The 20394-nt window shown below is 66.0% G+C and carries 22 protein-coding genes and 1 tRNA gene; 11 read left to right on the plus strand and 12 right to left on the minus strand.

What is annotated here, in order from left to right:
- Positions 1-24 precede the first annotated feature (24 nt).
- On the minus strand, positions 25-804 hold the full coding sequence (locus SOM26_RS10755; protein WP_320452704.1) for a MerR family transcriptional regulator: 780 nt from the start codon (positions 802-804) through the stop codon (positions 25-27).
- Positions 805-916: 112 nt separating this feature from the next.
- Here SOM26_RS10755 and dcd point away from each other — a divergent pair, with 112 nt between their 5' ends.
- Positions 917-1471 (plus strand): dCTP deaminase, encoded by a 555-nt coding sequence (gene dcd, locus SOM26_RS10760; protein WP_320452705.1) that lies wholly within the window; start codon positions 917-919, stop codon positions 1469-1471.
- Between the two features lie 168 nt (positions 1472-1639).
- On the opposite strand, the gene SOM26_RS10765 is transcribed toward dcd, so the two are convergent.
- From SOM26_RS10765 to SOM26_RS10785, 5 genes are all read right to left on the minus strand, one after another.
- Positions 1640-1999 (minus strand): tetratricopeptide repeat protein, encoded by a 360-nt coding sequence (locus SOM26_RS10765; protein ID WP_320452706.1) that lies wholly within the window; start codon positions 1997-1999, stop codon positions 1640-1642.
- A 957-nt stretch (positions 2000-2956) separates the two neighbouring features.
- A complete protein-coding gene (locus SOM26_RS10770) occupies positions 2957-3382 on the minus strand; it encodes an ExbD/TolR family protein (protein WP_320452707.1) in 426 nt (141 codons plus the stop codon).
- 34 nt (positions 3383-3416) lie between these two features.
- Positions 3417-3890, minus strand: coding sequence for an ExbD/TolR family protein (locus SOM26_RS10775; protein ID WP_320452708.1), 474 nt, complete (start codon positions 3888-3890; stop codon positions 3417-3419).
- Positions 3891-3991: 101 nt separating this feature from the next.
- Positions 3992-4786 (minus strand): MotA/TolQ/ExbB proton channel family protein, encoded by a 795-nt coding sequence (locus SOM26_RS10780; RefSeq protein WP_320452709.1) that lies wholly within the window; start codon positions 4784-4786, stop codon positions 3992-3994.
- Between the two features lie 50 nt (positions 4787-4836).
- Positions 4837-5517, minus strand: coding sequence for an energy transducer TonB (locus SOM26_RS10785; protein WP_320452710.1), 681 nt, complete (start codon positions 5515-5517; stop codon positions 4837-4839).
- A gap of 215 nt (positions 5518-5732) precedes the next feature.
- Here SOM26_RS10785 and SOM26_RS10790 point away from each other — a divergent pair, with 215 nt between their 5' ends.
- The gene (locus SOM26_RS10790; RefSeq protein WP_320452711.1) at positions 5733-6626 is read left to right on the plus strand and encodes a hypothetical protein; all 894 of its coding nucleotides are present in this window, start codon (positions 5733-5735) and stop codon (positions 6624-6626) included.
- Here the strand turns inward: SOM26_RS10790 and SOM26_RS10795 are convergent.
- Together SOM26_RS10795 and SOM26_RS10800 are read right to left on the minus strand one after the other, a co-directional pair.
- Positions 6602-6889 (minus strand): Rossmann fold domain-containing protein, encoded by a 288-nt coding sequence (locus SOM26_RS10795; protein WP_320452712.1) that lies wholly within the window; start codon positions 6887-6889, stop codon positions 6602-6604. The genes SOM26_RS10790 and SOM26_RS10795 overlap by 25 nt on opposite strands.
- A 4-nt stretch (positions 6890-6893) precedes the next feature.
- Positions 6894-7262, minus strand: coding sequence for a dihydroneopterin aldolase (locus SOM26_RS10800; protein ID WP_320452713.1), 369 nt, complete (start codon positions 7260-7262; stop codon positions 6894-6896).
- 128 nt (positions 7263-7390) lie between these two features.
- Here SOM26_RS10800 and SOM26_RS10805 point away from each other — a divergent pair, with 128 nt between their 5' ends.
- The 4 genes from SOM26_RS10805 to SOM26_RS10820 are packed head-to-tail and all read left to right on the plus strand — an operon-like array spanning position 7391 to position 10279.
- Positions 7391-7921 (plus strand): GNAT family N-acetyltransferase, encoded by a 531-nt coding sequence (locus tag SOM26_RS10805; protein ID WP_320452714.1) that lies wholly within the window; start codon positions 7391-7393, stop codon positions 7919-7921.
- 47 nt (positions 7922-7968) lie between these two features.
- The gene (locus SOM26_RS10810; protein WP_320452715.1) at positions 7969-8541 is read left to right on the plus strand and encodes a DUF1285 domain-containing protein; all 573 of its coding nucleotides are present in this window, start codon (positions 7969-7971) and stop codon (positions 8539-8541) included.
- Positions 8538-9131 carry a CoA pyrophosphatase gene (locus SOM26_RS10815; RefSeq protein WP_320452716.1) on the plus strand — a complete coding sequence of 198 codons (594 nt, stop codon included), beginning with the start codon at positions 8538-8540 and terminating at the stop codon, positions 9129-9131. Before SOM26_RS10810 ends, SOM26_RS10815 begins: the two co-directional genes overlap by 4 nt.
- Positions 9119-10279: a CCA tRNA nucleotidyltransferase gene (locus tag SOM26_RS10820; RefSeq protein ID WP_320452717.1), complete on the plus strand. Its 1161-nt coding sequence runs from the start codon at positions 9119-9121 to the stop codon at positions 10277-10279. The genes SOM26_RS10815 and SOM26_RS10820 overlap by 13 nt, the downstream gene beginning before the upstream one ends.
- On the opposite strand, the gene SOM26_RS10825 is transcribed toward SOM26_RS10820, so the two are convergent.
- Both SOM26_RS10825 and parC read right to left on the minus strand, forming a co-directional pair.
- Entirely contained in the window at positions 10270-11874 is a 1605-nt protein-coding gene (locus tag SOM26_RS10825; protein ID WP_320452718.1) for a putative bifunctional diguanylate cyclase/phosphodiesterase, read from the minus strand. The genes SOM26_RS10820 and SOM26_RS10825 overlap by 10 nt on opposite strands.
- Positions 11875-12118: 244 nt before the next feature.
- The gene (gene parC / locus SOM26_RS10830; RefSeq protein ID WP_320452719.1) at positions 12119-14371 is read right to left on the minus strand and encodes a DNA topoisomerase IV subunit A; all 2253 of its coding nucleotides are present in this window, start codon (positions 14369-14371) and stop codon (positions 12119-12121) included.
- Between the two features lie 276 nt (positions 14372-14647).
- On the opposite strand from parC, the gene SOM26_RS10835 reads away from it, so the two are divergent.
- Positions 14648-16657, plus strand: coding sequence for a TonB-dependent receptor domain-containing protein (locus SOM26_RS10835; RefSeq protein WP_320452720.1), 2010 nt, complete (start codon positions 14648-14650; stop codon positions 16655-16657).
- Between the two features lie 72 nt (positions 16658-16729).
- On the opposite strand, the gene SOM26_RS10840 is transcribed toward SOM26_RS10835, so the two are convergent.
- Positions 16730-17119 (minus strand): hypothetical protein, encoded by a 390-nt coding sequence (locus SOM26_RS10840; protein WP_320452721.1) that lies wholly within the window; start codon positions 17117-17119, stop codon positions 16730-16732.
- 288 nt (positions 17120-17407) lie between these two features.
- On the opposite strand from SOM26_RS10840, the gene purC reads away from it, so the two are divergent.
- The 3 genes from purC to purQ are packed head-to-tail and all read left to right on the plus strand — an operon-like array spanning position 17408 to position 19086.
- Positions 17408-18187, plus strand: coding sequence for a phosphoribosylaminoimidazolesuccinocarboxamide synthase (gene purC / locus SOM26_RS10845; RefSeq protein ID WP_007405170.1), 780 nt, complete (start codon positions 17408-17410; stop codon positions 18185-18187).
- On the plus strand, positions 18188-18418 hold the full coding sequence (gene purS / locus SOM26_RS10850; protein WP_320452722.1) for a phosphoribosylformylglycinamidine synthase subunit PurS: 231 nt from the start codon (positions 18188-18190) through the stop codon (positions 18416-18418). It abuts the gene before it with no gap.
- Positions 18418-19086, plus strand: a complete 669-nt coding sequence (gene purQ, locus SOM26_RS10855) for a phosphoribosylformylglycinamidine synthase subunit PurQ (protein ID WP_320452723.1) — start codon at positions 18418-18420, stop codon at positions 19084-19086. The genes purS and purQ overlap by 1 nt, the downstream gene beginning before the upstream one ends.
- A 361-nt stretch (positions 19087-19447) precedes the next feature.
- Here purQ and SOM26_RS10860 read toward each other — a convergent pair whose 3' ends face one another.
- Entirely contained in the window at positions 19448-20188 is a 741-nt protein-coding gene (locus SOM26_RS10860) for a queuosine precursor transporter (RefSeq protein WP_320452790.1), read from the minus strand.
- Positions 20189-20263: 75 nt separating this feature from the next.
- On the opposite strand from SOM26_RS10860, the gene SOM26_RS10865 reads away from it, so the two are divergent.
- Positions 20264-20340 (plus strand) — tRNA-Arg (locus SOM26_RS10865).
- The last annotated feature ends 54 nt before the right edge of the window (positions 20341-20394 follow it).

The following is a 20394-nucleotide window of genomic DNA, read 5'->3' on the forward strand; positions in this document are numbered from 1 at the left end:
CATCGCAGCTTCGCGTGAACGATATCACCCCTCCGGCGACTCCCCCCGCGCCTTCATGGCCGCGCCCGCTGCCTGGATGAATTGCCAGACCTCGGACGAAAAACCGGGATCGGCCTGACCATCCCATACCGCCCGATTCTCGTGCAGCCGGGTCGCCCCCGCCAGCATTTCCGGCGTCGCCACCGCGCGAAACGGCGCCAGCAGCGCATGCCATTCGCGCACGAAGCCGCGCGCGGTTTCCGAATCCGGGGCCATCGGCAACGCTGCCGCGATGCGCTGGCCCAGAGCGGCCCATCTCGCCTGATACGCATCCTGATCAAAATCCGGAGCCAGCGCTTCCATCCGCTCCGCCCAATGCGCCTGTTCTTCCTCGGTAAAATGGCGGTCGACCACCGATTTCCACTGTGTCGTCGTCATGGCATTCCCTTTTCGAATCAGCGAGCAAAGCGTCGCGACGTCGATGCGCTCGCCGGCATCGATGCGGGACTGAATGGATCGGAGCAGCATGGCGGTTTCCGCCAGTGCCGCGCGCTCCGCCTCGACCACGCGCGTCTGCGCGGCGATCATCGGGCCCAGTGCCGCGCTCGGCCGGTCGAGCATCCCCCCGATCGCGGCCAAGGTGAATCCGGCGCGTTTCAGCGCGACGATCGCGTGCAGCCGCTCCAGCTCGCCCGCGCCGAAGATGCGCCGCCCGCCCTCGCCGCGCAGCGGCCGGATCAGGCCGCGCGCCTCATAGAAGCGCAGCGCCCGGCTGCTCAGCCCGGTCGCGCGGGCGATCTCGGCAATATCGAGCATCATGGTCATGGCGGCACCGTACCCCTTGACGTTACGTCAACCACAAGCCCCTTTTTGGACGTTGGCGCTTGCCCTGTCCCTGCGATCCGGCAATGAGCGGCCAAACGTGAAGGAAATGAAGATGTCGATCCTGTCCGACCGCTGGATTCGCGAAGCCGCGCAGACCCAAGGCATGATCGAACCGTTCGTCGAGAACCAGCGCCGCGACGGCTGCATCAGCTACGGCCTGTCTTCCTATGGCTATGATGCGCGCGTGGCCGACGAGTTCAAGATCTTCACCAATGTCGACAGCGCGGTGGTGGACCCCAAGGATTTCGCGTCGAACAGCTTTGTCGACCGCAAGACCGATGTCTGCATCATCCCGCCCAACAGCTTTGCGCTGGCCCGCACGGTCGAATATTTCCGGGTGCCGCGCGACATATTGGTCATCTGCCTGGGCAAGTCGACCTATGCGCGGTGCGGCATCATCGTGAACGTCACCCCGCTGGAGCCGGGTTGGGAAGGCCATGTGACGTTGGAGTTCTCCAACACCACGCCGCTGCCAGCGAAGATCTATGCCAATGAAGGCGCGTGCCAGTTCCTGTTCCTGAAAGGCAACGAGCCCTGTGAGGTCAGCTATGCCGACCGGGCGGGCAAATATATGGGCCAACGCGGGGTCACCCTGCCGCGCCTGTGAGGTAGGAACGGCTCGCTTTTAAGAATGAATCTGCCCGTCGAGTGGCCGAATTTCCGCCGGACCGGATGGGCTACCCCAAAAGGATCAGCTGGCGCGACGTGATGGTCCGTCGCACCCCGGCAGCGGGGCAAGTCCAGACGCCTATTCGCCCGGACCTGCCTCTTGGATTCAGCGTGCCGCGATCGTCTGCGGCAAGTGGCGCAGCCCGGTGCGGGCCACGGTGTGCGACGACAAGATCGCGCCCGACGGCATATCCATCGCGATCGCCTTTTCCTGAAGCACGGTATCATAAAGCGCGCGCGCATCGGCGGTGCGGCCGGTCTTGGCATAGACCGCGGCCAGGTTGAGCATCAGCTCCGGGCTGTTCGGATCGGCGCGGCGTTCCTGCAAAAGGGTTCGCTCGGCGGCGTCGAAATTGCCTGCTGCGATTTCTTGAAACCCCGTGCGCTGCGGCCAGGAATCCTGGGCCATGGCCGGGGCCGCCATGCCCGCCGCCGCCACAAGGAACACCGAAAACACTCTACGCATGTCCAATCTCCTATATTTCACTTTTGTGACTTGAGAGTGTCACTTTTGTGAAACGTACGCAAGCGGGGAAAGATGCGCAGATTTGGGGCAGGAGCAGTTGTGGCCGCGCTTGGATCTGGCGGGTGAGAGCGCGATGACGTCAGCTTGATCCCCCCTGCACTTCAGGGGTGGGGCGCTTGCGCAAACGCCAAGCGCGGGGTGATGCCACACCCCGCCCCCTCGCCTGAAGAAGAGCGGCTTTCTGCGCATCCACCTCAGGTGATTGCGTTCTGGAGCGTCGGCGACGCGCTCAACATGCGCCAAACCATCGGAGCCTTGCAGCTCGTATGGTAGGCCACCGTCGGATCAGCGGCCTGAATGGTCGCACCGCGCTCGCCCGGCGGATGGGTTGCGGAGATGCTATGCGCCGCTCTTGCCACGATGATGGCGTAGACCTCAAACGCCTATCCTGACGCGTTGGGTGTGGCCTCCGACTTCGCTCAAGCCGAACGGCATTTGGTATCGACGGCAGTCCCAAATGATGGCTCGTTGAACGTACTGTCATGACGCCAGACTCGCCCTCTAGAGCGGATCGACATTCAGTCCCCTTTCAGTTCCTCCCCTGCAAGGGGAGGGGGACCAGCGAAGCTGGTGGAGGGGTGTCACCAGTGGCGAGTGATCCCCAAACTCTCCAACCGGGACACCCCTCCGACAGGGCTGCGCCCTGCCACCTCCCCTTCCAGGGGAGGAATAAAATGAATGTCGACCCGACCTAGGACTGCGCTTCACGCAACCGGACGGCACGCCCACCATCCCGGTCGCGACATCGACAATAGCGGGCCGAGCTTCGCAGCCCTTCCCCGACAGCGGCGTCGCAAGCTACGTCCTCAACCCATCATCGCCAGCCCCATCGGCCATGAAAAAAGGCGGCCTCCGGGGAGACCGCCTGATTTCGTCGACACCGTGATCCCGATGGGATCAGAAGTCGTTGCGATATTGTTCGTTGCCGATGAAGCCCAGCTTCTTGACCGCCGAACGCTTGATGACGGCCAAGGTCTCGTCGACCTTGGCGTACTTGGCGTCGGGCGCGGGCTGGAAGTGCAGCTCCGGCTCCGGGTTCATTGCGGCGGTCTGGTCCAGATACTGGCGCAGCGTGACTTCGTCGACCGGGGCACCGTTCCAGGTGACGATCCCGGCGGCGTCGATGCCGACCTTGTTCTTCTCGCTGTTCACAATCGGCTGATTGTTCGGCGAGTTGACGGGCAGGTCGACCTTCACCGCGTGAGTCTGGATCGGGATGGTGATGATGAACATGATGAGGAGCACGAGCATGACGTCGATCAACGGCGTCGTGTTCATGTCCATCATCGGCTCGCCATCATCGGATCCGGCGCTCATTGCCATGGCGTGCTAACTCCTATTCTGTCCGCCCGGCCGATCAGGCGCGGGGGTTGCCGCCGGGAGGCGGCTCGGAGATGAAGCCGACACGGGCAAAACCCGCCGACTGCATCGTATAGATCGTGCCACCGATGCACCGGTACGGCGTGTTCACGTCGCCCCGGATATGCGCTTCGGGCAGCAGGTCGGGCGTGATGTTGTTACCCAGACGCTCGACTTCGGCCTTCAGCTTCTGAACGGCGCGATCGCGCAGCTCGGTCGACGTGACCGGAGTCAGGTTCCAGTACACCTTGCACTGGCCGTTCTCGCTGGTGACCGAGAGCGACACGTTTTCCGGCTTCGTGGTGGTCGGGTCGAAACGGACGTCCGGCAGCTTCAGCTTGACCGTCTGAATCACGACCGGCACCGCGATCAGGAAGATGATGAGGAGAACGAGCATGACGTCCACGAGGGGCGTCGTGTTGATCTCCGACATCGGTTTCTCGGCGGAGTCCCCGCCAACGCTCATCGCCATGAGAGAGCTATCCTATCCATGCATTCTATCGCCGATCCGAATTGGCTCGGCGGGGGGTGGCGAGGCCGTGTCCTGAAGGACCGGTCCCCGCCCCCTTAGGCTCAGGCGCGGGTCTGAACGCCACCGGCCTGACCGGCGGTGGTGGTCGCCGGGGTCGCCTTGACGGTGGTCGGCTTGGCCGCACCGGCAATGGCCGGACGAACCGCACCGTTCGAGGCCAGGAAGCCCAGCACGTCGTTCGAGAACGACGACAGGTCTTCGGCAATGCCCTTGTTACGGCGCTGCAGCCAGTTGAAGGCGAGCACGGCCGGAACCGCGACGACGAGACCCAGAGCGGTCATGATGAGCGCTTCACCGACCGGACCGGCGACGGCGTCGATCGAGGCCTGGCCCGACGAGCCGATCTTGATGAGCGCGCGGTAGATGCCGATAACCGTACCGAACAGACCAATGAACGGCGCGGTCGCACCGACGGTCGCCAGGAAGGCCAGACCGCCACCCAGCTTCGAGTTGATCGCGGCTTCCGAACGCGCCAGCGAGCCGTGCAGCCAGTCATGCGCTTCGACCGGATCGGTCAGCTTCGAATGCTGGTCCTGCGCGGCCAGACCGTCGTCGACGATCTGCTTATAGGCCGAGTTCTTCTCGAGCTTGGCCGAGCCCTCGCGCAGCGAGTTCGACGACCAAAAGCCCTGACGAACGCGCTTCGACTGGTTGATGATCTTCTGCTGCTCGAACAGCTTCGAGAACAGGATGTAGAACGACACGATCGACATCAAGCAGAGGATGGTGAACACCGACTGCGAGATGAGGCCGCCTTCCTTCAGGGCCTGGCCGAGACCGTAGGGGTTTTCGGCACCGGCCGCGGCGCCGCCCGCGGCGAGGATGGTGGTGAGCATGGTTGGTAGGTCCTCTGACTAAAGCGTTGGGTTGTTTCGGCGTTTAGCCGTTATTCCTGTGGCAGCTGCCAACGGATGTTAAGCGTGTAAGACGATGCGATCGGATTGCCGCCGGTGTCTTGTGCCGGGGTAAAGCGAACGCGCGCCTTCGAGATGCGGCACGTCGCATCGTCCAGGGCCCGGTTGCCGCTGCTCGACAGGATCGAACAGTCGGTGACGCGACCATCGGTACCGATCGACAGCTTTGCCGACACGCGACCTTCCGCGCCTTCGCGCTGGGCCGAGGGCGGGTAGGCGTCGGGACCGAAATACTGGCCCGGGTTACCGCGAAGACCAGCCGCCTTCGAGATCACGGGTGCCGGCGGCGCAGGCGGGGCCGGCGGCGCAGGCGGGGCCGGCGGCGCGGTCGGCTGGCTCAGCGGAATCACGCTCGTCGTCGCGATCGTCGGCGCCTGGGTGGGCACGTTGACGATCGGCGGCGGCGTCACCACCGTGGTCGGCGGCGGAGGCAGGTTGGGCTGCTCCGGCGGCGGCGGGGGCGGCGGCTCCTCCGGCGGGGGTGGGGGCGGGGGCTCTTGCACGTCGAACGTGTTGAGCTTTTCGGTCGCCTTCTTCACGTACTGGTAAGCCAGCCCCGTGACGAAGGCATAGCCCAGAGCAGCATGGATGAGCACGACGATAACGATCGCGACCACCTTGCCCCCGGACATCTTCTGGTCAGTATAGGCCATTCAGCAACGAAACTCCTCAGTCTGCCAGTTTCGCCTCGCCGTAGCGTGGGGACGTGGGAAACTCCTGCCATGCTCTTTCGGCATGCGGCAGAGCCTTGAACCCTATCGTCACGGGTGGCGCGGTGCAATCAGTTTGTCGGACGTAATAAACGTACAACCGACACATGACGAAATTATTTCTGTACCGTTAACGGTCGAAAGAGTAGCGCAAAGGCATGTTTTCGCTGCTCCACGCCACTCGCGCTTGCGTTTTGACGCTGGCGATCCCCACGCTCGCGACCCCGGTTTTCGCCCAGGTCCAGACCGCACCCTCGACCCGGCCGGGTGATTCGGTGTTAGCGCAAACAGGACCGGCCTATGCCGACCTGGCCGACCTGGTCCTGTCGGCGCCGGTCATCGCCGATGTGACGATCCGATCGGCCACCGCGATCAAGGGCGCCGAGGCGGCGGGCGTCGCCCCCGGCCACCAGCGTTTCTATATCGAGGCAGATGTCGGCGCGTTGATCCGTGGCGCGGGCGGCCTGCCCTCGCGGGTCGGCTATCTGTTCGACGCGGCGGTCGATGCGCGGGGTCGCGCGCCCCGGCTGAAGAAGATGCGCGTCCTGATCTATGCGCGGCGCGTGCCCAACGCCGCCGACCAGTTGCAGCTGGTCGCCCCCGATGCCCAGCTTCCCTGGGCCCCCGATACCGAGCAGCGCAGCCGCACGATCGCGCGCGACGCCCTGGCCGCGGACGCGCCGCCGGTCATCACCGGGGTCGGCAACGCCTTTTTTGTGCCCGGCAGCCTGCCGGGCGAGGGCGAGACGCAGATTTTCCTGACGACGGCGAACAACCGCCCCGTCTCGCTGTCGGTGCTGCGCCGTCCGGGTGAGGAACGCCGCTATGCCGTGGCATTGAGCGAGATCGTCGACGAGTCGGCCGCCCCTCCGGCGCGCGACACACTGCTCTGGTATCGTCTGGCCTGCGCGCTTCCGGCGTCGCTCCCCGATCGCAGCACTGCGTCGCTGTCACCCGAGGATGCCGAGGCCGCACGCGAGGATTATCGCTTCGTCCTGCAAAAGCTGGGCCCGTGCCAGCGGGAACGTCAGGTGCCGACCGCGAGCAGCTGACCGGTGACGGCGTGCGCGGCGGCGAGATAGGCCGCCGCCGCCGTGACGGCGGTTTCGTCGGCACCATCCCCGACCAGGATCGCATTGATCCGCGCGCCGGGCGCGGCGGCGACCGCGAGCGGCCCCACCGTCGCCTCGACCAGCGCCTGCCCAAGCGCATCGCGCCCCGGCCGCACGACCAGTATCAGGTCGACGCCCGGATGATCGGCCACGACGCGCGCGATATCGTCGTCGGGGGTCAGCTCGACTCGCCGCGCGGTCATGGGCTCAGCGCCGGTGACGGACCAGGGTGATGCCGATCGCCTCGCCATCCTCGGCAATGGCCAGCTTCACGATCTTGACCTGCACGCGGGTCACGCGCTTGTCCTGTAGGAACAGCGTGTCGCAGATATGGTCGGCAACCCCCTCGATCAGCGTGAAATGCACGCCTTCGGGAAGCTGGGTCGCGGCGTGTTTCAGGTCGAGGTAATTTTTCGACTCGGTCAGCGGGCTGTCGGGCGTGTACCGCACCGGACAGTCGAGATCGACGGTCAGCGAGATGCGCAGCGGCTGCGGCAGATGGGTTTCCTCGGAATAGATGCCGGTGAGCACCTGGACTTCGAGGTCGTGAACTTCGAGCTGGAGACGGTCTTCCATGCCAGCCCCCTAGCAGAGCGGGCGCGCAAGAAAAGGGGAAGGCCGTGAGGCGCGAGGGGTTGCATCGCCCCGCCGTCAGGCTAAGGGCGCGCGTCCCCCCTCCCCTCCTCTGGCACCGGACCGTCCGCTTGACGTTGAGAATTGCTCTCGCCCCGCTCGACGCGGTTGCCACCGATAGGGTCGAGGCACTGCTCGACCGCGCCTTTCCACCGGGGCGCCAGACCCGCACCGCGTACAAGGTACGCGGGCGCGTCACGCCGATCGCCGGGCTGTGCTTTGCCGCGATGGCGGACGACACACTGATCGGCTCGATCCAGTGCTGGCCGGTCGCGCTGATCGACGACCGGGGCACGGCGCATCCGATGGTGATGGTCGGCCCGGTGGCGGTCGATCCGGCGCACCAGCAGGGCGGGATCGGCCGCGACCTCCTGCGTCACATGCTGGACGCCGCCGCCGCGCAAGGGCGCGACCGGGCGATGATGCTGATCGGCGATCCGGAATATTATGGTCGCTTCTTCGGTTTTTCCGCCGAGCGGACCGCCGACTGGCGGTTGCCCGGCCCGGTCGAGCGGCACCGCCTGCTGGCGCGCGGGCCCGACGTGCCTGCGCTGGCGGGAATGCTGGGGCCCGATCCGGCGGCCCTTCGACAGGACGGATGATGGCCGACCTTTACCTGAGCGCGCGGCGTCCCTAACTCAGACCGATCATGCCGATGGCTCCGCCCCCCGACCTGTCCGCGCTCAGCCTGGCCGAAATCGTCCAGGCGATGGAGGCGCAGAAGCTGCCGCCCGTCGCGCTTTGGAATCCGACGCATTGCGGCGACAGCGAGATGCGGATCGCCCGCGACGGCACGTGGTATCATCAGGGCGGGGCGATCACCCGCCCCGCCATGGTTCGCCTGTTTTCGACCATCCTGCGCCGTGAACCCGATGGCCGCCATGTGCTGGTCACGCCGGTCGAGAAGCTGGACATCGCGGTCGAGGACGCCCCCTTCGTCGCGACGGCGGTCAAGATCGAGGGTGAAGGCTTGACGGCGCGGCTGATGTTCCAGCTCAACACCGGCGATCTGGTTGCCGCCGGGCCCGATCACGGCCTGCGCTTCGTCGAGGGCGAGGATGGCCCGCGCCCCTATCTGCACGTGCGCGACGGCCTGGAGGCCCTGATCGCCCGGCCGGTCTATTACGAACTGGCCGAACACGCGTTGAGCGGCGACGATGCCCAGCCCGGCCTGTGGAGCGATGGCCATTTCTTTCCCCTGGCCCCGGCTCAACCTGCATGACGCTGGCCGAAAGGCTGGTTCAGGCGATGGCGCGGATCCCGGCGCAGGACCTTCTGACCGGCGATGGTGTCGAGCCGCATGAGGTGACCGGTCCGTCCACCGCCGCCGCCGTGCTGGTCCCCGTCACCGACCGTGCCGAGCCCGGCGTCATCCTGACCCAGCGCACCGACACCCTGCGCAACCATGCGGGCCAGGTGGCCTTTCCAGGCGGCCGTGCCGATCCGGGCGATATCGATCTGGTCGCGACCGCGCTGCGCGAGGCGGAGGAGGAGATCGGGCTGCCGCCACGGGCGGTGACCGTCGTGGGGCTGGCCGACCGCTATCGTACGGTCACGGGGTTCGAGGTGACGCCCGTCCTGGGTGTCATCCCGCCCGACCTGCCCCTGACCGCCGCCGAGGCGGAGGTCGCGGCCCTGTTCGAGGTGCCGCTGTCCTTCCTGCTCGATCCTGCCCATCACCACCGGGTCAGCGCGCCGTGGCGCGGGCGGACCCGCCATTTCTACGAGATATTATGGAACGACCGGCGCATTTGGGGCGCGACAGCCGCAATGATCGTCAACCTGTCGCGGCGGCTGCAATGGGCGGCATGACGCCCGAAGCCACCCCCTGGGCGAACCGGCCCGAACTGATCGCGCTGGCCCGGCAGCTGGAGGCGCGGTTCGTCGGCGGGGCGGTGCGCGACATGCTGCTGGGGCTGGCGGTCGCCGATATCGATCTGGCCACGCCGCTGTCGCCCGAAACGGTGATCGAGCGGGTACGCGAGGGCGGCTTCAAGCCCGTACCCACCGGGATCGCGCACGGCACGATCACCGCCGTCCTGCCCGACGGTCCGGTCGAGGTCACGACGCTGCGCCGCGACGTGGCGACCGATGGCCGCCATGCCGTCGTCGCCTTCACCGACGACTGGCGCGAGGATGCGGCGCGGCGCGACTTCACGATGAACGCGCTCTATGCCGATCCGACCACGGGCGCGCTGTTCGACTATTTCGGGGGGCTGGACGACCTGAAGGCCGGGCGCGTCCGCTTCATCGGCGATCCGTTGCAGCGTATCGCCGAAGATCACCTGCGCATCCTGCGCTTCTTCCGCTTCCACGCCCGGTTCGGCGAGGCGATCGACGAGGCCGGGCTGGCCGCCTGCGCCGCCCGCGCCAACGACCTGATGGCCCTGTCGCGCGAGCGGATCGCGGCCGAGCTGCTCAAGCTGCTGGTCGCGGCGCGCGCCGTACCGGTCGTCGCGTTGATGGTCGAACATGGTATCTTCCGCGCGGTGCTGCCCGAGATCGACATGGAGGGGGTCGCACGTCTGGGCGCCCTGGCCGAGCGGGAGGAGCAAGCCGGGGTCGCCCCCGACGCGATCCGGCGCCTCGCCGCGCTGTTGCCGCCCAATGCCGCCGAAACCGTCGGCGCGCGGCTGAAGCTGTCCAACACCGATCGCAAGCGTCTGATCGCCGCGACGGCGGGTCCGGGTGACGAAGGGCCGCGCGCGCTGGCCTATCGGACCGGGGTGGGCGGCGCGGTCGATCGGCTGCTGCTGGCGGGCGAATCGATCGAGTCGATCCGTGACTGGACGCCCCCTGCCCTGCCCCTGACCGGCGGCGCGCTGGTCGAGCGCGGGATCAGCAAGGGGCCGGAGGTCGCACGGCTGCTGCGACAGGTCGAGACGCAGTGGATCGCCGAGGGCTTTCCAGACGCCACGCGGGTCGGCGAACTGGCCGACGCCGCCGTCGCTCAGGCCTGAGCCGCGATCATCGCCCAGGCGGCGTCGGGATCGAGCGGACGGGCATAATAATAGCCCTGGCCATAGGTGCAGCCGAGCGCGGCCAGGGTCTGGCCCAGCTCGACCGCCTCGATCCCTTCGGCGGTGGTCTTCATGCCCAGCGCCTGCGCCAGGCCCAGTATCGCGCGGACGATCGCGATCTTGTCGCGGTCAGCCAGCATCCCCGAGACGAAGCTGCGGTCGATCTTGAGGACGTCGATCGGCAGTTTCTGCAGATAGGCGAGGCTGGAATAGCCGGTGCCGAAATCGTCCATGGCGATCGTCGTGCCCACCGCCTTCAGGGCATCCATGATCGCGGTCATGCGCGCGGCATCGCCGACGATCGCGCTTTCGGTCAGCTCCAGCGTCAGGCGATCGCCCGCGATACCCGTGTCCGCCAGCGCGGCCTGGATCATCGTGGGGATGTCGTCGCGCTGCAACTGGATGGCCGAGACATTGACCGACAGGCGGACGCCGCAATGCCCCCCCGCCGCCCGGTCCCATGCCGCCAGCTGCGACAGCGCCTTGTTCACCGCCCAGCGACCAAGCGGCATGATGAGCCCGGATTCCTCGGCGACCGGGATGAAATCGGCGGGCGAGTGATCCCGCCCCTCGACATCGCGCCACCGTGCCAGCGCCTCGAACGCGACGGTCTTGCCCGAGGACAGGTCGCAGATCGGCTGATAGGCGAGATGCAGTTCGTCCCTCTCGATCGCGCGGCGCAGCGCGGTTTCCATCGCGAATTGCGCCCGCGCGATGGTGAAGGCCTGGGGGTGATAGATTTCGGTGCGGCCCTGCGCCTTGGCGCGCTTGACCGCGAATTGGGCGTGGCGGATCAGCTCCTCGGCGTCGTCATCCGACCCATCGTGAAAGGCGATGCCGACCGAACCCTCGACATTCACCTCGTAATCGGTGAGCCGGAACGGCGCGCGCAACGCCCGGTCGATCCGATCGGCCAGCGCCTCGGCCTCGCCCTCGGAGCCGTCGAGCATCATCAGGATGCCGAACTCGTTGCCGCCGATCCGCCCGATCGAGTCGCGCGACCGCAGCGCCCCCTTCAGGCGGCGCGCGACCGTGATCAGCAACTCGTCACCAACCAGCGAGCCCATGCAGGCGTTCAGCCGCCCGAAGCGGTTGATGTCGATCACCAGCACCGCATGGCGCTGGCCGGTCGCCATCGCGGCCTCGATCAGATCGCCGAAACCCTGGCGATTCGGCAGGCCGGTCAGGCTGTCGGTGGTCATTTCCCGGCGCAGGCTGCGTTCGGTGTGATGCTGCGCTGTCTGGTCGACCAGCATCAGGACACAGGATTCGCCCTGCCCCTCTACCGCCGTTTCCGCCGAACGGGTCAGCGTCGCCTGGAAGTAGCGGCAGTCGATGGCGTCGCCCAACTGCATCGGAAACTCGATCGACGTCCGCCCGGAGGACAGGAACGATTCGACCCGATCCGTCAGTTCGGCCAGCAGCATCGCCTGATAAAGCTGGTCGTTCAGGCAGGCGCGGCGGAAGGCATCGTTGGCGGTGCCGATCACCGGCTGCCCCTCGACCAGCGCGACCTCGGCGGCGGGAATCGCCATGATTCCGATCGCGCACGATGTGAGCGACGCAGCCGCATGGTTTGGGGGGCGTTGCGCCGGATACGCGATCGAAGCCATCTTCATATGATGTAGCGCAGGATCGTTAAGGGCTTCTGAATTTGGGCAGAAATCTAGACCGAAAACGGTTGCGATACATCAATTCAAATGGCGCTTGGCAGGGAATGTCGTGGCCCCGCCGTCGGACCATCATCGCACCGACGCGACCAAGGCCGAGTCGGTGTGATCAGCCGAAGCGGTTGTCACGCGGAAAGCCGGTCGGCGGCATGCGTCCCGCCGCCCCGCGCGCCGTGCGCCAGGCGGACAGGTCGTGCTCGGTCCGCACTCGCCCGGTATCGCCGCCCATCGGCCAGCTCAGCCCGTCCTTGAAGACGAAGGTCGTCGCATCCGACAGCCCGCCGTCGCGATAGCGTTGCAACTGCACGCCCGTGCCGCGCGACAGCTCGACGAACTCGGTCAGCGGGAAGACCAGCAGCTTGCGATTGTCCCCGATCGCCGCGACATAGTCGTCGTCCGTGCCCACCGGCCGCACGACCTTCAGGGTGGAGCCCGCGCGCGGCGTCAGCACGGTCTTGCCCTTGCGCGTCTCGGCGATGGTGTCGGCGGTCGGCACGATGAAGCCGCGCCCGTCCGATGCCGCGACCAGCAGCTTGGGCGCCCGCGCGGCAGGCAGGAAGCCGACGATGCCGATCGAACCGTCGAGATCGATCATCGCCCGCACCGGCTCACCGAAACCACGTCCGCCCGGCAGCTTGTCGGCGGCCAGCGTGAAGAACCGCCCGTTCGCCGCGGCCAATAGCAGCTTGTCGGTCGTCTGCGCGTGGAAGGCGAAGGCGGGGCCGTCGCCTTCCTTGAACTTGGCGGTGTCGGCCGAGGCGAGGTCGACATGCCCCTTCATCGCGCGGATCCAGCCGCGCTGCGACAGGATGACGGTGATCGGCTCGCGCTCGATCATTGCTTCCAGCGGGATGTCGCGGGTCGGCGCGGCTTCCTCGATCAGCGTCCGGCGCGCGCCCAGCGGCGTCTCCAGGCCATAGCGGTCGCGGAGCTTCGCGAAATCCTTCTTCATCCGCGTCCGCTGCCGCTGGTCGGAACCCAGGAGCAGGGTCAACTGCTCACGTTCCTTGTCCAGCTTGTCGCGCTCGCCGCGAATCTCGAACTCTTCCAGACGGCGGAGCGAGCGGAGGCGCATGTTCAGGATCGCCTCGGCCTGACGATCGGTCAGGCGAAACTCCTCGATCATCACCGCCTTGGGCTCGTCCTCGGTACGAATGATCTCGATCACCCGGTCGAGGTTGAGATAGGCGACCAGATAACCGTCGAGCAGTTCGATCCGGTCGGCGATCTTGCCCAGCCGATGCTCGGACCGGCGACGCAGCACGACGAACTGATGCTCGACCCAGGCGGCCAGCGCCTCGCGCAGGGACATGACACGCGGCGTGCGGTCCTTGTCCAGCACGTTGAGGTTCAGGCTGACCCGCGTCTCCAGGTCGGAGAAGCGGAACAGCCCGTCCATCAGCACCTGCGGATCGACGGTGCGCGCACGCGGCTCCAGCACGATGCGGACCTGTTCATCCGATTCGTCGCGAACATCGGCCAGGATCGGCAGCTTCTTGTCGTTGATCAGCGTGGCGATCTGTTCGATCAGCTTGCCCTTGGCGACGCCGTAGGGAATCTCGCTGATGACGATCTGCCAGCCGCCGCCCTTTTCGCGCTCGATCTCGAAACGGGCACGGACGCGGAAACCGCCCCGCCCCGTCGTATAGCTTTCGCGCAGGATGGCGGGTGCATCGACGACGCTGCCGCCGGTCGGGAAGTCGGGCCCCTTGACCAGCGCCAGGATCGCATCGTCGTCCGCCTCGGGCTGATCGACCAGCAGGATCGCGGCCTCCAGCAGTTCGGCGGCGTTGTGCGGCGGGATGCTGGTCGCCATGCCGACCGCGATGCCGCTCGCGCCGTTCGCCAGCAGGTTGGGGAACAGGCCCGGGAACAGCTCGGGCTCCTGCTCCTCGCCATTATAGGTCGGACGATAGGCGACGGCGTCTTCGTCCAGGCCGTCCATCAGGTCGATCGCGACCTGGGTCAGCCGCGCCTCGGTATAACGATAGGCGGCGGCGTTATCGCCATCGATATTGCCGAAATTGCCCTGTCCGTCGACCAGCGGATAACGCAGCGCGAAGTCCTGCGCGAGGCGGACCATGGCGTCATAGACCGACTGGTCGCCATGCGGATGATACTTACCGATCACATCGCCGACGACGCGCGCGCACTTCTTGTAGCCCGAGGCGGGATCGAGCTTGAGCAGCCGCATCGCCCAGAGCAGCCGCCGATGCACCGGCTTCAGGCCGTCGCGCACATCGGGCAGCGAGCGCGCGGTGATCGTCGACAGCGCATAGACCAGATACCGCTCGGACAGCGCACTGTCGAACGGGGCATCGAGGATGCCGACGGGGGGATTGTCGCGGAGATCGATCGCCATGGAAGCCCAGCTTCTAGCAAGCCCGTGGAGCCGGGGCAATCACTCGGATCAAATCAGGAACATTGTATGGGCTTACCCTACCCTGCTCGCCGGGTGACGACCTGACCGGCTTGGCGCCGCAAGCCGGGTGATGGGCCGGCCCGTTCTTTTCACGGCCTTTTTTCAGGGACTTTGTAACATACTATTTCCGAGCTGATTTCACTGTTGAAATCGATTCTCATTACTAACTAATTCGCCCCCAGGCCTCGCCAGCAGGTCTTTTCCAAAAGGGGAATCATGCTCACCAACGTCTCGACCATGGGGTCGCGGCGGCGGCACCTTCGTGTCCCGTCGCTTTGCGCGCCGCTCTCCATTTTGATCCTGGCAACGCCGGCCTGGGCGCAAAGCACGGCGCCGACCAGATCGGAAAAGGCCGGCAGCACGGACGGTGACATCGTCGTCACCGCCACCGGCTACAGCCAGAAGCAGGAAGATGCCCCGGCGTCCATCACGATCATCGACGGCGACGACCTGCGCCGCCGCTCGATCCAGAGCCTGGCCGACGCGGTGCGCGACGTCGAGGGTGTGACGGTCAACGGCAGCGCCAACGAAACCGACATCCAGATTCGCGGCATGCCCGGCGACTATACGCTGATCATGGTCGATGGCCGCCGCCAGAGCGGGCGCGAATCCCGCGTCAACGGCAATCGCGGCTACGAGCAGAGCTTCACCCCGCCCGCCGCCGCGATCGAGCGGGTCGAGGTGGTGCGCGGGCCCATGTCCTCGCTCTATGGATCGGACGCGATCGGCGGCGTCATCAACATCATCACCCGCCGCCCCACCCCAAACTGGAGCGGCAGCGTGTCCTATGACCTGTCGCTGCGCCCGTCGGGTGACCAGGGCAACGCCCTGAACGCGCAAGCCTTTGTCAGTGGGCCGGTCGTCCCCGGCCTGCTGGGCGTGCAGGCCTGGGGCAGCTATCTGGCGCGCGGCGCGGACGACGATGTCGTCGTCACCAACGGCTTTACCCGCGCCCGCCAACGCAACGCGACCGGCCGACTGGTCCTGACGCCGGCCCAGGGTCATGAGGTCATCCTGGAGGGTGGCCTGTCGCGCCTGCGCAACGGCGAGGGCCTGAGCCCCAACTGGGCGACGCGGCAACAGGACAACAACCGCGACTATTGGTCGCTGATGCATAATGGCCGCTGGGGCAAGCTGTCGTCGCTGCTATCCTATCTGGACGAGCATACCAGCCGCGAGGGGCTGGCCACGCCGGCCCAGACCGACGTGTTCGGCCGTCGACCCGAGGTGCGCAACCGCGTGGCGGACGGCAAGCTGGTGTTGCCGTCCGCCCACAACACCACGACCATCGGCGCACAATGGCTGAAGACCGGCCTGCGCGACTGGAACCAAGCCAATGTCGGCCGCCCGAACCAGCGCGAATATGAACGCTATTCGGTGGTGCAGAAGGCGATCTTCGCCGAGAATGAATGGCGGGTGCTGCCGGGGTTCAGCCTGACCGGCGGCATCCGGCTGGACGATCATCAATTCTATGGTCGCCACCTGAATCCGCGCGCCTATGCCGTGTGGCACGTGACCGGCCAATGGACGGTGAAGGGCGGCGTCGCGCGCGGCTTCAAGGCGCCCGAGCTGCGCGCGGTGATTCCCGATTATGCCGTGATCCGGCGCAACCGCTTCGTCCAGTTCGGCAATCCGGCGCTGCGCCCCGAAAGCAGCGTCAATTACGAGGCGACATTGGCCTGGTCGAACCGCTCGGGCATTTCCGCCAACGCGACCATCTTCTACAACGACTTCCGCGACGCGCTGTCGACCGTCACCACCACCCGGCGGTGGCAGGGCCTGCAGATCATGGATCGGGTCAATCTGAACCGCGCCTCGATCCTGGGTGTCGAGTTGGCGGGCCGCTGGCGGATCGATCCGACGCTGTCGATCCGGGGCAACCTGACCTATCTCGACTCCGAGCAGAAGAGTGGCCCCAACAGGGGGGCACCGCTGGCGCTGACCCCACGCTTCAAGGGCAATGCGCGGCTGGACTGGGATGCCGGGCCCGACACGCGGATCTGGACCGCGTTCAACTATTACGGAAAGGAATATGAGGCGACCGTGACGGGCTCCCCCGCCCCGCCCTACGCCACCGCCGACCTGCTGGCGACCCAGCGTCTGACGCGCGGCCTGACGTTGAAGGGCGGCGTCTACAATGTCGCGGACAAGCGGCTGGACGACGCGACCTATGGCACGGTCAACTATGGACGGACGCTGTTCGTGGGACTGCTCGCCGATTTCTGAGGCGAGTCCCTGAAAAGCAAAGCGGGCGCGATGGGAATCGCGCCCGCTTCATGTCCGGCGATACCGGTCGGCTTACGTCCGGTTCGCCTGCGCCTGGTTCACATCCTGCTGGAAGTGATCGCCCGCGGCGACGGTGCAGTTCTGGAAGGCGACGGGGGTGAAGGTCTCGACCCCGGCGACCTCCTCGTCGGTCACCGCCTTGCCCTTGGCCGTGTGGCCGGGTGCGAAGGCGACGACTTCGGGGCGGAAGGTCGCAAGGACGTCCGCGGTGTCGCGGCAGGCGACCGTGCGTTCCTTGTTGCCGTTCTTCACCACCGCGATGGCCTCCATGCCGTTGGCGAGCGGCACATGGGCCTGCTCCCAGATCTGCGGCTGCTGCGCCATGTGCATCGGCCGTGCAACGGCAGCACCCGCCGTCAGCATCAGAGCCCCACCAACAACACCGATCATCAGCTTGTTCATGACTTCCTCCTTTGCAAGCACCATCTAAACCCACGACTTTGGATATCGGTTTCCTGTTCTTTCCACCTTACATTTTTTTCATGCCCCCTTAAAATCTCTTCCATCATGTACGGATAATTACATGGCCGTAATGTTGGCTTTACTGTTCGTACCGACATATTGCTCATGCCGCGGCGGCCAGCACGCTTCCATTGCGCCGCCGCGCCGCATCCATTATAGGCCGCGCCATCCCGCCTCGGGCCTCAGCATGGGGGCGCCGGGGCTGTACTCATTTCAGGGGACCGCCGCATGGCTCGCCGCCGCCAAATCTACGAAGGCAAGGCCAAGATCCTGTACGAGGGCCCCGAGCCCGGCACGCTGATCCAGTATTTCAAGGACGACGCCACCGCGTTCAATGCCCAGAAGAAGGGCACGATCAACGGCAAGGGCGTGCTGAACAACCGTATCTCCGAGCATGTCTTCACGATGCTCGACCATATCGGCGTTCCCACCCACTTCATCCGCCGCCTGAACATGCGCGAGCAGTTGATCCGCCAGGTCGAGATCGTGCCGATCGAGGTCGTGGTGCGCAACGTCGCGGCAGGCTCGCTGTCGAAGCGCCTGGGCATCGAAGAGGGCGTGAAGCTGCCCCGCACGATCATCGAATATTATTACAAGGACGATGCGCTGGGCGACCCGATGGTCACCGACGAGCATATCGCCTGCTTCGGCTGGGCCAGCCAGGAAGAGATGCACGACATCGCCGACCTGGCGATTCGCGTGAACGACTTCCTGTCGGGCATGTTCGCCGCGATCGGCATCCGCCTGGTCGACTTCAAGCTGGAATTCGGCCGCATCTGGGACAATGACTTCGGTCGCATCATCCTGGCCGACGAGATCAGCCCCGATGGCTGCCGCCTGTGGGACATGACCACCAACGAGAAGCTGGACAAGGACCGGTTCCGCCGCGACCTGGGCGGCGAGGTCGAGGCCTATCAGGAAGTGGCGCGTCGTCTGGGCCTGCTGCCCGAGGGGGGCGACACCGCCGTCCTCGATCTGGAAGAACACCGCAAGAGCCGGGGCAAGTAAATGAAGCTCAAGATTTTCGTCACCCTGAAGCCCGGCGTGCTCGACCCGCAGGGCAAGGCGATCCAGCACGCGCTGGGCAGCCTGGGCTTTGCCGGCGTCGATGACGTGCGCGCGGGCAAGCTGATCGAGATGCAGATCGCCGACGAGACGACCGACGCCCAGATCGACGAGATGTGCCGCCAGTTGCTGGCCAACACCGTGATCGAGAATTACCGGGTGGAGCGCGCCTGATGAAGACCGCCGTGATCGTCTTTCCGGGCTCGAACTGCGACCGCGACCTCGCCGTTGCGCTGGAGGCGGTGACGGGCGTCAAGCCGGCCATGGTCTGGCACGGCGACAGCGAACTCCCCGAAGGACTGGGGCTGATCGGCGTGCCGGGCGGCTTCTCCTATGGTGACTATCTGCGTTGCGGCGCGATCGCGGCCCGCTCGCCGATCATGCGTGCGGTCGTGGACTCGGCCAACAAGGGCACGCCGGTGTTCGGCGTGTGCAACGGCTTCCAGGTGCTGGCCGAAACCGGGCTTCTGCCAGGCGCGCTGATGCGCAACCGCTCGCTCAACTTCGTATGCCGCGACGTCGACCTGGAGGTGGCCAACACCGACAGCGCCTTCACGCGGCTGTACAAGCAGGGCGAGACGATCCGGATTCCGGTCGCGCATCATGACGGCAATTATTTCGCCGATGTCGAGACGCTGGACCGGCTGGAAGGCGAAGGCCGCGTGGCGTTCCGCTATGCCGAGGACGTCAACGGCTCGGCGCGGAACATCGCGGGTGTGCTGAACGAGAAGCGCAACGTGCTGGGCATGATGCCCCACCCCGAGCGTCGTATCGAAGCCGCGCACGGCGGCGACCATGGCCGCCGCCTGTTCGAGGGCCTGCTGGAGATGGTGGGGGCGTAAACCCCACCTTTTCGTTCAGTCTGAGCCCTTCGGCTTGGCTGGCAAGCCCGCCGCTCAGGATAAACTTCGGTGCTTCGCGCCGAAGGCGAAGGCCACGGGATGACTTATGGGGAGGCGAGGCAACTCGCCTCCCCTTTTCATTTGGGTTCACGCGAAGCCGCGATGACGGGAAGAAGGTTTGTTCGCGCGGAGGCGCAGAGGACGCGGAGGGGTTTCGCTTTTGGAGACGCCTTGCTGCCTCTCCCAGCTTTTATAAGAGGATCGCGCAGCTTATGTTGCGCCCACCCTCTCTGCGTCCTCTGCACCTCTGCGCGAACAAATCTTCTTTATACGCTTCGCGTCATCGCGGCTTCGCGCGAACTCACACCTTCGCCCGGAACGGCGTGAAGTCCGTGCCCTCGTCGAACACGTCGACACCCTCGGCGCGCTTCAAAAAGCCGACGATCAGATACGTTACCGGCGTCAGCAGCACTTCCCAGCCCACCTTCAACGCCCATTGCGTGAACAGCACCACGACCACCAGATGCGTCGTCCAGCCCTCCGCGCCCCAGAACGCCAGCGGATAGAAGATCAGGCTGTCCACCCCCTGCCCGATCACCGTCGAACCGATCGTCCGCAACCAGAGGTGCCGCCCGCCGGTCCACACCTTCATCCGCGCCATGACGAAGGCATTGGCGAACTCGCCTGCCCAAAAGGCGCAGATGCTGGCAAAGACGATCCGGCGCACCTGGCCGAAGATCACCTCATAGGCGGCCTGGTTGGTCCAGCTGGGCGCGGGCGGCAGCTTGACGACGACCCAACTCATGAACGCCATGAACAGCAGCGCCACCGTCCCCGCCCAGATCACCCGCCGCGCGCGGGCATAGCCATAGACCTCGGTCAGCACGTCGCCGATGACGTAGCTCAGCGGAAAGAACAGGATGCCCGCGCCGAACGGCCACTGGCCGACCAGCGGCAGGGTGATGACCGCCACCTTGCCCGCACCGATGACGTTGGACAGCAGCAGGATGGTCACGAAGGCCGCCATGACGAAGTCGAACCAGCGGAACGCCCCGTGCCCGACATCCCGGCTCGCCACCACCCGTTCCACGCCCATGCCCATCCCTTCCACCGTGAGGGGCGACATTTATCGCCATTCCCAACCCAAGCAAACCACGCTAGGGAGCCCGTCATCCGCGCGTCCGTAGCTCAGTTGGATAGAGCAAGGAGCTTCTACCTCCTCGGTCGGGGGTTCGAATCCCTCCGGGCGCGCCAATTCTTCCATTCGCAATGAAAAAGCGCCCCGGCATGGGCCGAGGCGCTTCTCGC

The sequence above is a fragment of the Sphingomonas sp. CFBP8993 genome (genome assembly GCF_034044895.1).
GTDB lineage: Bacteria > Pseudomonadota > Alphaproteobacteria > Sphingomonadales > Sphingomonadaceae > Sphingomonas.

Excerpts from the sequence above, each read along its gene's own strand:
- SOM26_RS10755 (WP_320452704.1), bottom strand. The coding sequence starts at position 804 with ATGACCATGATGCTCGATATTGCCGAGATCGCCCGCGCGACCGGGCTG.
- dcd (WP_320452705.1), top strand. The coding sequence starts at position 917 with ATGTCGATCCTGTCCGACCGCTGGATTCGCGAAGCCGCGCAGACCCAA.
- SOM26_RS10765 (WP_320452706.1), bottom strand. The coding sequence starts at position 1,999 with ATGCGTAGAGTGTTTTCGGTGTTCCTTGTGGCGGCGGCGGGCATGGCG.
- SOM26_RS10770 (WP_320452707.1), bottom strand. The coding sequence starts at position 3,382 with ATGGCAATGAGCGCCGGATCCGATGATGGCGAGCCGATGATGGACATG.
- SOM26_RS10775 (WP_320452708.1), bottom strand. The coding sequence starts at position 3,890 with ATGGCGATGAGCGTTGGCGGGGACTCCGCCGAGAAACCGATGTCGGAG.
- SOM26_RS10780 (WP_320452709.1), bottom strand. The coding sequence starts at position 4,786 with ATGCTCACCACCATCCTCGCCGCGGGCGGCGCCGCGGCCGGTGCCGAA.
- SOM26_RS10785 (WP_320452710.1), bottom strand. The coding sequence starts at position 5,517 with ATGGCCTATACTGACCAGAAGATGTCCGGGGGCAAGGTGGTCGCGATC.
- SOM26_RS10790 (WP_320452711.1), top strand. The coding sequence starts at position 5,733 with ATGTTTTCGCTGCTCCACGCCACTCGCGCTTGCGTTTTGACGCTGGCG.
- SOM26_RS10795 (WP_320452712.1), bottom strand. The coding sequence starts at position 6,889 with ATGACCGCGCGGCGAGTCGAGCTGACCCCCGACGACGATATCGCGCGC.
- SOM26_RS10800 (WP_320452713.1), bottom strand. The coding sequence starts at position 7,262 with ATGGAAGACCGTCTCCAGCTCGAAGTTCACGACCTCGAAGTCCAGGTG.
- SOM26_RS10810 (WP_320452715.1), top strand. The coding sequence starts at position 7,969 with ATGCCGATGGCTCCGCCCCCCGACCTGTCCGCGCTCAGCCTGGCCGAA.
- SOM26_RS10815 (WP_320452716.1), top strand. The coding sequence starts at position 8,538 with ATGACGCTGGCCGAAAGGCTGGTTCAGGCGATGGCGCGGATCCCGGCG.
- SOM26_RS10820 (WP_320452717.1), top strand. The coding sequence starts at position 9,119 with ATGGGCGGCATGACGCCCGAAGCCACCCCCTGGGCGAACCGGCCCGAA.
- SOM26_RS10825 (WP_320452718.1), bottom strand. The coding sequence starts at position 11,874 with ATGGCGATTCCCGCCGCCGAGGTCGCGCTGGTCGAGGGGCAGCCGGTG.
- parC (WP_320452719.1), bottom strand. The coding sequence starts at position 14,371 with ATGGCGATCGATCTCCGCGACAATCCCCCCGTCGGCATCCTCGATGCC.
- SOM26_RS10835 (WP_320452720.1), top strand. The coding sequence starts at position 14,648 with ATGCTCACCAACGTCTCGACCATGGGGTCGCGGCGGCGGCACCTTCGT.
- SOM26_RS10840 (WP_320452721.1), bottom strand. The coding sequence starts at position 17,119 with ATGAACAAGCTGATGATCGGTGTTGTTGGTGGGGCTCTGATGCTGACG.
- purC (WP_007405170.1), top strand. The coding sequence starts at position 17,408 with ATGGCTCGCCGCCGCCAAATCTACGAAGGCAAGGCCAAGATCCTGTAC.
- purS (WP_320452722.1), top strand. The coding sequence starts at position 18,188 with ATGAAGCTCAAGATTTTCGTCACCCTGAAGCCCGGCGTGCTCGACCCG.
- purQ (WP_320452723.1), top strand. The coding sequence starts at position 18,418 with ATGAAGACCGCCGTGATCGTCTTTCCGGGCTCGAACTGCGACCGCGAC.
- SOM26_RS10860 (WP_320452790.1), bottom strand. The coding sequence starts at position 20,188 with ATGGGCATGGGCGTGGAACGGGTGGTGGCGAGCCGGGATGTCGGGCAC.